Source organism: Advenella mimigardefordensis DPN7, from assembly GCF_000521505.1.
In the GTDB taxonomy this organism is placed as follows: domain Bacteria; phylum Pseudomonadota; class Gammaproteobacteria; order Burkholderiales; family Burkholderiaceae_B; genus Advenella; species Advenella mimigardefordensis.
In genome coordinates, this window is record NZ_CP003915.1 from 3202061 (window position 1) to 3214145 (window position 12085).

Below are 12085 nucleotides of genomic sequence, written 5' to 3' on the forward strand. Positions count from 1 at the left end.
CCGGAAAAAGGCGCCTGCGGGCGCTTTTTTCGTTTGGAAAAACAACAAGATAAGGTGTAATACGGGCAAACACGTTACAATCACGTTTTCCAAATTCTACCCCCGGGACAAAAACCCGCAACGGTACCTCTATCATGCAAGAAACCTCTCTTAAACGCGGCAATGCGCCCGCGGCCGCGCCTGTTGTTCAGGAAACCCCCATCCGTATTCATCCCTCTGCCAAAAAGCTGTATATCAAGACCTTTGGCTGCCAGATGAACGAATATGATTCGGACAAGATGGCGGATGTATTGCGCGAAAACCAGGGACTGGAACTGACCAGCACCCCTGAAGATGCCGATGTCATTCTGCTCAATACCTGTTCCATACGCGAAAAAGCACAGGAAAAGGTCTTTTCCGATCTGGGCCGCATCAATCAGCTGAAAAAGAAAAACCCCAATCTGGTGATTGGCGTAGGCGGCTGTGTGGCCAGCCAGGAAGGTGCCACCATTATCCGTCGCGCACCATACGTAGACGTGGTATTTGGTCCGCAAACCCTGCACCGCCTGCCCGACCTCATTGAACGCCGTAAAAACACCGGGCGCGCCCAGGTGGATATCAGTTTCCCTGAAATTGAAAAATTCGACGCCCTGCCTCCGGCGCGGGTCGATGGTCCCTCTGCCTTCGTATCCATTATGGAAGGCTGCAGTAAATACTGCAGCTTCTGCGTGGTTCCCTATACCCGTGGCGAAGAAATTTCCCGCCCATTCGAAGACGTGCTGACCGAAATTGCCGACCTGGCAGACCAGGGCGTCAAGGAAGTGAATCTGCTGGGCCAGAACGTCAATGCCTATCGCGGCAAACTGGGCGACACCGCCGAACTGGCTGATTTCGCCATGCTGCTTGATTATGTACATGACATCCCGGGCATCGAACGGATTCGTTACACCACGTCTCATCCCAAGGAAATGACCAGCCGACTGATTGAAGCCCACGGGCGCCTGCCCAAGCTGGTTCCCTTTCTGCATCTGCCTATACAAACCGGTAGCGACCGGGTCCTGGCCGCCATGAAACGGGGCTACACCGGACTGGAATTCAAGTCCATCGCCCGCCGCCTGTATGCGGCCAGACCCGGCATGACCCTGTCTTCCGACTTTATTGTTGGTTTTCCTGGCGAGACCGAAGCGGATTTCGAGGCCACCCTCAAACTGATCGCCGATGTCAATTTCGACACCTCATTCTCGTTCATCTACTCACGCCGGCCAGGCACGCCAGCCGCTGACCTGGAAGACGATACGCCTTACGAAGTCAAGCTGGACCGGCTGCAACGCCTGCAGGCCCAGATTACGGCACAGGCCAGCGCCATCAGCCATGGCATGCTCAACACCCTGCAGCCGGTACTGGTTGAAGGCCCATCGCGCCGTGATGCCAACGAGCTGACCGGCAGAACCGAGAACAACCGGATCGTCAATTTTGCGGCCCCCGAACGGTTCATCGGGCAAATCGTCAAGGTGCGCATTACCGACGTTTACACCAATTCTCTGCGCGGCGAACTCGCGACGGAGGACATCGCTTCATGACGGGGAAACGCAACCTGCCCGTGGTCTTCCACCTGGAAGGCGATAACACTCAGCTGGCCAATCTGTGCGGGCCACTGGATGAGAATCTGAAGCAGATCGCACAGGCTTATGATGTCACCATCGGTCGCAGCGGCAACCGAGTCATTGTTGAAGGCGAGCAGGCCCAGGACGCAGCCGGTGCCGTCAACCTATTCCACCGCCGTGCCCGCCATCGCGACCTGACCATCGACGACATCCAGCTTGGGCTGGTCGAGCTGCGGGCCAATACCAGACCGGCCAACAGTCAGGATCGCAACAAACAGCAGGCCGATGACGGCCGGCAACGACGCCAGACAGGCGCCCCCGGCCTGCCCGAGCTGCCACCGCTGGATGATGACAGTGGCACAATTGCGCTGCGCACCCGTCGCAACGAACTGCGTCCGCGCACCCCGCGCCAACGTGATTATCTGAACAATATTTTGCGGCATGACATTACTTTCGGGACCGGCCCTGCCGGTACCGGCAAGACCTGGCTGGCTGTCGCCTGTGCCATTGATGCCCTGGAACGGGAGCATGTGCAGCGCATCATTCTGACCCGCCCTGCCGTGGAAGCCGGCGAACGCCTGGGTTTTCTGCCGGGCGATCTGGCCCAGAAAGTTGACCCCTATCTGCGTCCCCTGTACGACGCACTGTACGACCTGATGGGGTTTGATAAAGTGATGCGTCTGTTCGAAAAACAGACAATTGAAATTGCACCGCTTGCCTATATGCGGGGACGTACCCTGAATCATGCATTTGTGATTCTGGACGAAGCGCAGAATACCACTCAGGAGCAAATGAAAATGTTCCTGACCCGCATCGGTTTCGGCAGCAAGGCCGTGATCACCGGCGACCCCTCGCAGATCGACCTGATCAAGGGACAGAAAAGCGGCCTGGAACATGCGCTGCGTGTACTATCCCAGGTCCAGGGCATTGCCATGTCGCGCTTTACCAGTGAAGATGTGGTACGCCATCCGCTGGTTGCCCGCATCATTGATGCCTACGATCTGGCAGAAGGACGCACGCCCCGTGAATAAGCCGGCCTCTACCCGCACTCGCGGCATGCGCGACACGTCTTATCTGCGCTCAACCGTCCAGCATGTCGTACCTGTTCCGGAAATCACCCGCCAGCGCATTCGCGGCTGGATGTTGCGAGCCGTAGACGCCGCCATGGCGGAGAACCCGGAGATCATCCAGGTAGAGCTGGCCTTGCGCCTGGTCGACGCCGAGGAAGCGCGTGAACTGAACAGCCAGTTCCGTGGACGCGACTATGCTACCAACGTTCTGACCTTCGAATATGGGATCGACCCCGATGGTACGGCACGTGGCGACATCATACTGTGCGTACCGGTCCTGCGGCAGGAGGCCAGCGAACAGGGCAAAACGCTGCGGGAGCACGCGGCCCATCTGGTGATACACGGTGTATTGCACGCGCTGGGCTATGATCATGAGGATGAAGACGAGGCCGTCCACATGGAAGCGATAGAAACGGCCCTACTGGCCGGCCTGGGTTTTCCGGATCCATACCAACCCCGCTAATCTATCCGGTTTTCTGCAAAATTGCTGCTTTATTCGATAAAGCCGCTGTCCGCAGATAAGGCTGCCGCCAGCAGGATTGCGGCCTGCTGCGACATTGCCGTTTTTTTCTGGATTCCGGCGACAATAAAGCACCATTATGGTGCATACTTCTGCGCATAGGAAGAAGCGGCATCAATAAATACAGGGTTTCAACAAAGACCCGGGTTTACCCAAAGTCGCACGCTATTTTCATCAAATCTACGTAATTTTGCGTTATTCTTATAACTTCCTAAACTAGACGTCCAGAGATGTCAGATCCATACCCTTCGAACGAAGCCGAGGCAGACAGTCAGCCAGGCAAAAAAAACACTCCCCGCTCATTTCTCCAGCGCATAAAAGGCTTGCTGGGTCAGAACGAACCTGAAGACCGAGACGATATCCAGGAGATTCTCTCTTCTGCACATGACAGGGAGATTATCGACGACGATTCCTATTCCATGATCGTCGGTTCCATCTCCTTCACCGAGAAAAATGTCAGTGACATCATGATTCCACGGTCGCGCATGGATTTGCTGGATATCAGCAAGCCCCTGCAGGAGTTGCTCCCGATCGTGATCGATACAGCGCACTCGCGCTTTCCGGTATACGAAGAAGAAAAAGACAATATTATTGGTATCCTGCTGGCCAAGGATCTGCTGCGCTTTATTAATAATCCGCAAACCGATATCCGCAGTCTGGTCCGGCCCGCCAACTATATTCCTGAAACCAAGCGACTGAACCAGTTGCTGCGGGATTTCCGTGAGAACCGCAATCACATTGCCATCGTTATTGACGAATATGGTAGCATTGCCGGCCTGGTTACCATGGAAGATGTCCTGGAACAGATCGTAGGCGATATCGAAGACGAGTACGATGAAGATGCGCAAATGACCATCTTCCCGGAAACCGATACCTCCTGGCGAGTGATGGCTATTACCGATATCCGGCAACTGAATCAGACGCTGCAGGTTGCCATCCCCGAAGACGATTACGATACCATTGGTGGCTGGCTGGCAGCCGAGCTGGATCACATCCCGCAACGCGGCGACAGCTACGATTTCCAGGGATTGCGATTCCAGGTCCTGCGTGCCGATGCCCGGCGTGCCTTGTGGCTACATGTCAAACGTCTGTCTGCCATGAGCAGCAGCCACAGCAAAACAGAATCCTGACAATATGGTCTGGCTCCTTCTCCTCGTTGCCGGGGCCATCCATGCCCTGAGTTTCTCACCTGATCCCCTGCCCGACTGGACTTTGCCTTATGTTCAGGTCCTGGCCATGGCGGTGCCGGCATTTATTGTCTTCAGCACCCGGCATATTGGCCGCGCGGCACTGGCTGCTTTTGTGTTCAGCGTCAGCAGTTTCTGTGTCGGCGTGTACTGGCTGTACATCAGCATGAACCATTTCGGTGGACTGGCAGCACCACTTGCTGCCCTGGCCGTATTGCTTTTTGCGCTCTATCTGTCGCTGTACGCCGGGCTGGCCGGAGCGTGTACCGCCTGGCTGGGTCGCCATCTGAATGTCATGCGGGTACCGCAGGCGCTGGGGCGTCCCCTGCTGTGGGCGTGTGCCTGGACATTGGGCGAATGGCTGCGCGGCTTCGTCTTTACCGGCTTTCCCTGGAACAATATCGGCTACGCTCATACCAATAGCCTGCTGTCTGCCTGGGCGCCCATCGCCGGTGTGTATGGGGTAGCGTTTCTGGCGGCGCTGGCCAGCGGGCTGGTGGCCTGCCTCATTTATTATGTGAAACACAATCGACCCGGCATCATGGCAGCCATGGCCAGTGCTCTGCTGGGCATGTTTATCGTCAGTTTCGGGCTGTCGCGCATTACCTGGTTTGACAATCACGGCCCTGTCATGACGGTGCGACTGGTCCAGGGTAATATTGCGCAGCAGATGAAATTTGATCCGTCGCAGTTGATGAGTTCGCTGCAGGCCCAGTTCACACTGGCCACCCGCCCTGCGGCAGACGTGCAACATGCGCCCTCGGTCATTATCTTCCCGGAAACCATTTTGCCCACCTTTCAGGACAGAATGGCGCCGGAGTTCTGGCAATCGGTTGTGGCGCTCGCCGATCAGATGAAAGCCACGCTGTTCATGGGCAGCCCCATGCACACCGTGGTCAATGGCCAGGATCGTTATACCAATAGCGTGCTGGCAATTGACAGCAACACATCGGTTGAAGCGCTCATGCAGGGCAGGCAGGTTCCCGTCTATGACAAACGCCATCTTGTACCGTTTGGTGAATTTGTTCCACTTGGTTTTCGCTGGTTTGTTGATGCCCTGAACATCCCACTGGGTGACTTTGATCGCGGCGAACAGGGCCAGCAAAGCTTTGCCGTCAACAATCAGCGATTCGCCCCGAATATCTGCTATGAAGATGTCTTTGGAGAAGAATTGCTACCCGCCCTGCAGACCCAGGCCGACGGCACTCCTGGGGCCAGCATCATGTTCAACGTGAGCAATCTGGGCTGGTTTGGCAACACCTGGGCGTTAAGACAGCATTTGCAGATCTCGCGCATGCGTAGCATGGAAACGGCGAGACCCATGATTCGCGCCACCAACACCGGTTCGACCGCTGCCATCGATGCGACTGGCCGTGTCCTGTCGCAGTTGCCTACTGCCACTGCCGGCACGCTGGATGTGCAGATACAGGGCACCCAGGGGCTGACACTCTACACAAGAGTTGGAAACAGTTTGATTGTGATCATCAGTCTGCTGGGCCTGGTCGCGGGGTGGATGCAGAAGCGTCGCACACACGTAGCAGGTACCGGTACTACTGTCTGAGGCGTACCCGATAATGGCAAAGCCGATGCGGCGGTTCGGGTAGAGGGCCTGCCTAACGAACTGCCTAACGAACTGCCTAACGAACTGCCTAATGAGAACTGCCTAATGAGAACTGCCTAATGAGAACTGCCTAATGAAAATTGCGACTGCGCGTTTGCAATTGACCCAGCAAATGCGTCAGATTGACCAGCCGCTCTACAATCACATGTTGTACACCGTTAGCTGACTGCCAGCGCCCATAGGCTCCCATCAGGCGCGAAGTAAGCAGTTCCTTGCGCTGACGCTCCGCCAATTCAGGTCGCACTAACAGATTGATCTGTCCAAACTCGTCCTCCAGCGTCACAAAAACCACGCCCTTGGCGGTGCCAGGACGCTGCCTGACCGTCACAATGCCAGCCGCCCGCACCAGGCGCCGATCAGGTTGTTCCTGCAAAAATGCAGAAGAAGAAAACCGCAACTTGCTCAACCTGTCACGCAATAATTCCAGAGGATGACGCGCCAGCGTCAGGCCCAGCGAATCATAATCGGCTACGATTGACTGCCCTTCGGTCAGCAATGTTAATTGCGGACTCTCCGTCTCATACACGGGCGCTTCGCGCAGCATATCTTTATCAGGCACACTGACAACCGCATCCCACAGGGCAGCCCGGCGATGGCCCGCCAGACTTTCCAGCGCATTGCCGGCGGCCAGTGCATTCAGATCATGCCGGCTCAGCCCGGCGCGCCGGGCCAGATCGGCAACAGATGTGAATGGCGCATGCGCACGCGCCTGTACGATTCGCTGCGCCGCCGCCTCCTGCATTCCCTTCAGTTGATTAAACCCAAGCCGAACCGCAGTGTTGGGCTTGCGCTTATTGGAAAGACCATCAGAAGTATGGTCGGCAGGATTGCCGGTGTGTTCTGTTGTTTCTTCTGTGACAGGCTCTGCCGCCCAATCGGCAGCAGATACAGCAGCAGACCGTGACTTAGCAAACGCCAGCGTGGCTTCCCAGTGGCTGACCTGCACATCCACAGGCAGTATTTTTACGTCATGCCGCCTGGCATCCTGGATCAGCGTTGAAGCACTGTAAAACCCCATGGGCTGGCTGTTGAGCAAGGCGGCCAGAAAGGCCTGAGGTTCATGGCATTTGAGCCAGCTGCTGCTATAGGCCAGCAGTGCAAAGCTGGCGGCATGGCTTTCCGGGAAACCGTACTCGCCAAACCCCTGAATCTGGCGAAAAATCTGCTCTGCAAACGCCTTTTCATAGCCTTTTCCCACCATGCCATCCACAATTTTGTGATAGTACTTTTCCAGCCCCCCTTTGCGTTTCCAGGCAGCCATGGAGCGTCGCAAATCATCGGCTTCCCCGCCGGTAAAACCGGCTGCCTTCATGGCAATCTGCATCACCTGTTCCTGAAAAATCGGCACGCCCAGAGTCCGTTTCAGGGCAGACTCAACCTCCGGGGTTGGATAGCGTATTTCTTCGAGCCCCTGACGCCGTCGCAGATAAGGATGCACCATACCGCCCTGTATCGGGCCGGGGCGGATAATGGACACTTCGATCACCAGATCATAATAACAACGCGGCTGCAAGCGCGGCAACATGGTCATTTGCGCGCGCGATTCAATCTGAAAGACACCGATGGTATCGGCCTTGCAAATCATGTTGTAGGTCTTGTCATCCTCCTTGGGAATGTCCTGTATGCGAAAAAATGGCTTGTTGTGCCGCAATGCCACAAGCGCCAATGCCCGGCGAATGACGCTGAGCATACCCAGTGCCAGCACATCCACTTTGAGAATGCCCAGGACATCCAGATCATCCTTATCCCACTGCACCACGCTGCGGTTCTCCATGGCGGCATTTTCAATGGGAACCAATCTTGCCAGCGGACCACGCGACATGATAAATCCACCAGGATGCTGTGACAGATGTCGTGGAAAGCCCATGATTTGTTCTGCCAGAGCAACCCACTGTATGGCAACAGTCGAGGTGAGATCCAGCCCGCACTCCTGCATGCGCGCCATCAGATTGGCACGTCCATCCCAGTAATGATAGGAACGCGCGACCGCTTCGATAATGATAGGGTCAACGCCCAGCGCCTTGCCTGTATCACGCAACACACTCTTGACCCGATAGGTAATCACCACAGCAGTGAGCGCAGCACGATCCCTGCCATATTTGTCATAGATATACTGGATCACTTCTTCACGGCGCTGATGCTCAAAATCAACGTCGATATCGGGCGGTTCATTGCGCTCCTTGCTGATGAAGCGCTCAAACAGATTATTCCCCAGTAGCGGACTCACTTCCGTAATATGCAGGCAGTAGCAAACAGCACTGTTCGCGGCCGAGCCCCTGCCCTGGCATAAAATGTCCTGATCGCGGGCAAACTTCACAATATCGTAGACCGTCAGGAAATAGGCTTCGTATTTCAGCTCGGCAATAAGCTGCAACTCATATTCCAGCTGACGCACCACGCTATCGGGTATGCCATCCTGAAAACGCCGCTGTGCGCCCGCATAGGTTTCCTGGCGCAAATAAGCCGTCGGAGTCAGGTTTTCAGGACAGATATTATCGGGATATTCATACTTAAGCTCGCTTAGATTGAACTGACACTGCACCGCCACCTCAAGCGTTTGCTCCAGGGCGGCAGGCGGATAGAGATTGGCCAGCGCCACCACCTGACGCAAATGACACTCTGCATTTGCAGCGCGTGCAAAGCCGCACTCCTGCACGCTTTTACCCAACCGGATTGCCGTTAACGTGTCATGCACGGGCTTGCGTGAACGCACATGCATCTGTACCTGACCGGTTGCCACCACCGGCACCCCGGTGGCCGCCGAGACGGCCATGAGCCTGGTCCTGTGTGCGGCATCCTGTCCCTGATGCAACAACGTGAGTGCCAGCCAGCAACGCCCGGCAAATGCCTGTTCAAGCCATTGAGCCTGACGCAGCATCTGTTCATAGGATGCGCCATACTCGGGAACCAACAAGCCCAGACACTCGGGCAGATTCTGCAAATGAGCCAGCGCGGGATCAGCAGGACGGGTGATGTCACTGGGCGTCAAATAGTAGCTGCCCTTGGCGGCACGCCGTCGCCCCAGCGTGATGAATTCGCACAGATTGCCATAACCATCGCGGCTTTTAGCAAGCACAATCAGTTTCAACGCCGGAGCATGATCGTCCGCATGCAGAGAAAACACAGAGCCTACAATCAGTTTCATAGGCAGGTCCCGTGGCAGTTCAACGGGCGGTACTGCCGATGATGCTGCGTTCTCAGTTGAAATGGATGCGGATACAGATTCAGCAGGCACAACGGGTAAATGGGATAAAGGAGACGCTGGCGCCCGCAACAATTGCGATAACCACGCTGGCAAAGGCCGAAGTGAGGAGACGGCCTGCGCCGGATCAGACTGCCCCGGCGCATAACCCGCCTTTTCCAACGCGGCTTTTTTCCTGCGTTCCATTTCTTCCAGAATGGGCTTATTCAGTTTTTCCACTTCCGCATGGGCACGCACCACCCCTGCTACGGAACATTCGTCTGTAATGGCTAACGCCATATAATTGAGTTGGAAAGCCTGCTGCGCCAGTTCCTCGGGATGCGACGCCCCCTGCAGAAAACTGTAATTGCTCTGACAATACAGTTCGGCATAACCGGGCAGTGCATATGAAGAAGATCTCGAAGAAGAAGGTATTGTCATGACCCGTTCCTGCTATCCGAAAATCCCGTGCAGAAACCAGCGCCATTGAGTATAGCGTTCCCGAAACAACCAATAGCGTACGCCACTGGTATCTTCCGCAACAAAATAGTCTCGTAACGCCGCCCCTTCCCACCAGCCATCTTCGATCCTTTCCGGCCCCTGCACAATATGCAATGGCGAACCATACCAGGGACGATGCTTGCGCACAGACAGGAGCAGCGGTTTTTCCAGCAACCAGCAGGGCCGCGTCACGCCCTCAACAACCGGCGCTGCAACAAAAGCGGTGTTTGCCGGCCCCCAACGATTAGCCACTTCGGGCCGATGATCGGCAACCGGCTGCGGTGCCCATACCCGATCATGCCCGAGCCGGGCCAGAATGATTTCAAGAACCCGCTCACGGTCCTGGGGTGTGCCACCGGGTTCGGGAAACAAATCGTCAGCAACCGGCGCAGCTTCCTGCACTCTGGCCACATCAAGCGTCACGGCAATCACAGGTGCAACCAGCTTCAGGTGATGCAGATGCTCTTGCAACAAGCGCATCAGATGAGCCGGATCGCGGGTGGGAATGGCGGTTGCCAGCTCAACCTGAGATGGCTCACGCGCATGACGCCCCCGCTCATGTTCAAGCAGCAGGACAAGCTGTGTGACCGCCCGCTGATGTGCGGTAAGCCAGCCGCAAAGCTGCTGGATCAGTCGACCGGCTACCCTGGCAACGGCTTCTGTATATTCAATTCGTTCCACCAGTTCTATTCGCCCCTGAAACTGCAGCGGCGCGACAATCCATTTGAATATTTCAGGTGTGTTCCCGTAAGCAGCATCAAGCACCTGCAGAACCTGTCGGCTGGTGCGCCGCTGCAACCCGGCACGGGGCAGTTGCCGTAAAGCTCCCAGCGTGGCGCAGCCAATGCTGCTCAGCCAGGTTTCATAAGGAAGCACAGCCGGCAACGATCCGACGGGCAATACGTCCAGCCGGCGAACCTGAGTGTGTGGTTTAAGACAGCGACGCAGGCGTATGTACGCAGCCGTTGCCAGCAGCCAGGCGCCACCAGCTGTTGCTGCAATCGCGTAGCCTGCGCTCAGACAGAGCCCATGCAAGGTGCCCTGGATACGCCGGTACAACCGCCGGATGCCACCAAAAAGACGCAGACTGGCCGTGACATCCAGCAACAGCGTATCGCGTTCCCCCAATGCAAGCTCCGGTGTGTATTGCAGCAGCGCCAGCGACGCCGCCTGAATGGCCGACTGATGAAGATGCTCATCGTATTCGGTAAGAACAGCCTGGGGACACAAAGTATTGACGCCGCTGATGCGCATACCTGGTTGTACGCCCGCCGTCCGGGCAGCAGGCGAGCACACCCGGACCAGACCACGATCGATCACAACGGCCGCGGTGTTGCGCCAGTCAGGGCAGAGTGTGTCCAGCGTGGGGTGCAGCAGATGTACGGCTATCCATGTACGCATGGCGGGACTCGGTAAAAGCAGCAGAATAAGGATCGGAGGCGGCTCCGGAATGGAAGCGCCTGCCAGATGCATCTGAATAAAGTGAGATATGGACAGGATGTTCACTGACACTGCCACGACGTTTGACAATGTGCACGTGAAGCCCTCTGGGAACCGGATGAAGTGCAAGCCGCAAGGGTGCCGGCGAAGATTGCCTGGCCGCGGACAAAGACCGAACCAGCACAAATAGCGTGTCACCCTTTTGCGCCGACAATTGCAAACGACGCAGAGCGCCATCACGCAGGGCGTGTTGCCATAACACCAGCGCAGCAAACGCCCCGCTGTTCAGAATATGTTCGGCGGCCCACAAGGCATCGGTTGTGTTTTGCGGTGAGAGCCAGAGCAGGCGGGAAGGTGCGATGCCCCAATGCGCCCACGCACAGACCTGCGGCACATACGGAGGCTGAATCAGCACGATAGGACGTTGTTCGGCGCTGACGTTATCCGGGCTTGAAGCGGTTGCCGCATGAGGCAACTGACGCTGCCTGTTCCCGCTAAAAACGGGCCTGAACAACTGGATCTCCCCAATACCGGCACGCGGCGTCATGACCTCGATAAGATTGCCCAGAGGCCACCCCCCGCCGGGCAATTGGGCCGATATTTCAGGGTAGCCGGTATTGGCATAAAGACCTGGAGAGCGGGCAATTTGCGACGCTCGCCACAGCGCCGGATGAATGCGCTCCGGCGCAGCCAGGATAGAAGGCGCGGCAGCATTCTGCCCGGCCCGTTGTTCGGCCAGTTGTGCGGGCACGCCTGCGGAAAGGCGCTCAGATAGGCCTTCCGGTATGTTTTGGGGTAGGCTGTTTGGCCTGCTTTTGGACATGCTTTTGGACATGCTTTTGGGCACGCTTTTGGGCACGCTTTTGGGCACGCTTCCCGGGCCACCAGGACGGGCGCCCGGTGCCGTTTCAATACCTGTTCCTGAGGGGCTTTGCGCTGTGTTTTTGATCATGGCAATTCCTTTAAGTACTGTATAAGTATA

The 12085-nt window shown here is 56.6% G+C and carries 8 protein-coding genes; 5 read left to right on the forward strand and 3 right to left on the reverse strand.

Annotated elements, in window-relative coordinates; all coding sequences use genetic code 11:
* Positions 1 to 134: 134 nt before the first annotated feature.
* The 5 genes from miaB (at position 135) to lnt (ending at position 5921) form a co-directional block, all read left to right on the forward strand.
* Positions 135 to 1559 carry a tRNA (N6-isopentenyl adenosine(37)-C2)-methylthiotransferase MiaB gene (miaB, locus tag MIM_RS14680; protein ID WP_025373517.1) on the forward strand — a complete coding sequence of 475 codons (1425 nt, stop codon included), beginning with the start codon at positions 135 to 137 and terminating at the stop codon, positions 1557 to 1559.
* Positions 1556 to 2614 (forward strand): PhoH family protein, encoded by a 1059-nt coding sequence (locus MIM_RS14685; protein ID WP_025373518.1) that lies wholly within the window; start codon positions 1556 to 1558, stop codon positions 2612 to 2614. Before miaB ends, MIM_RS14685 begins: the two co-directional genes overlap by 4 nt.
* A gap of 25 nt (positions 2615 to 2639) precedes the next feature.
* Positions 2640 to 3116, forward strand: coding sequence for an rRNA maturation RNase YbeY (gene ybeY / locus MIM_RS14690; RefSeq protein WP_025373519.1), 477 nt, complete (start codon positions 2640 to 2642; stop codon positions 3114 to 3116).
* Between the two features lie 287 nt (positions 3117 to 3403).
* Positions 3404 to 4303, forward strand: a complete 900-nt coding sequence (locus tag MIM_RS14695; protein ID WP_025373520.1) for an HlyC/CorC family transporter — start codon at positions 3404 to 3406, stop codon at positions 4301 to 4303.
* A 4-nt stretch (positions 4304 to 4307) separates the two neighbouring features.
* Positions 4308 to 5921: an apolipoprotein N-acyltransferase gene (lnt, locus tag MIM_RS14700; protein ID WP_025373521.1), complete on the forward strand. Its 1614-nt coding sequence runs from the start codon at positions 4308 to 4310 to the stop codon at positions 5919 to 5921.
* A gap of 130 nt (positions 5922 to 6051) precedes the next feature.
* Here the strand turns inward: lnt and MIM_RS14705 are convergent, their stop codons facing one another.
* The 3 genes from MIM_RS14705 to imuA are packed head-to-tail and all read right to left on the reverse strand — an operon-like array spanning position 6052 to position 12055.
* Entirely contained in the window at positions 6052 to 9603 is a 3552-nt protein-coding gene (locus tag MIM_RS14705; RefSeq protein WP_025373522.1) for an error-prone DNA polymerase, read from the reverse strand.
* 12 nt (positions 9604 to 9615) lie between these two features.
* Positions 9616 to 11064, reverse strand: coding sequence for a Y-family DNA polymerase (locus MIM_RS14710; RefSeq protein ID WP_025373523.1), 1449 nt, complete (start codon positions 11062 to 11064; stop codon positions 9616 to 9618).
* A complete protein-coding gene (gene imuA / locus MIM_RS14715; RefSeq protein ID WP_245592751.1) occupies positions 11006 to 12055 on the reverse strand; it encodes a translesion DNA synthesis-associated protein ImuA in 1050 nt (349 codons plus the stop codon). The genes MIM_RS14710 and imuA overlap by 59 nt, the downstream gene beginning before the upstream one ends.
* Positions 12056 to 12085: the final 30 nt, after the last annotated feature.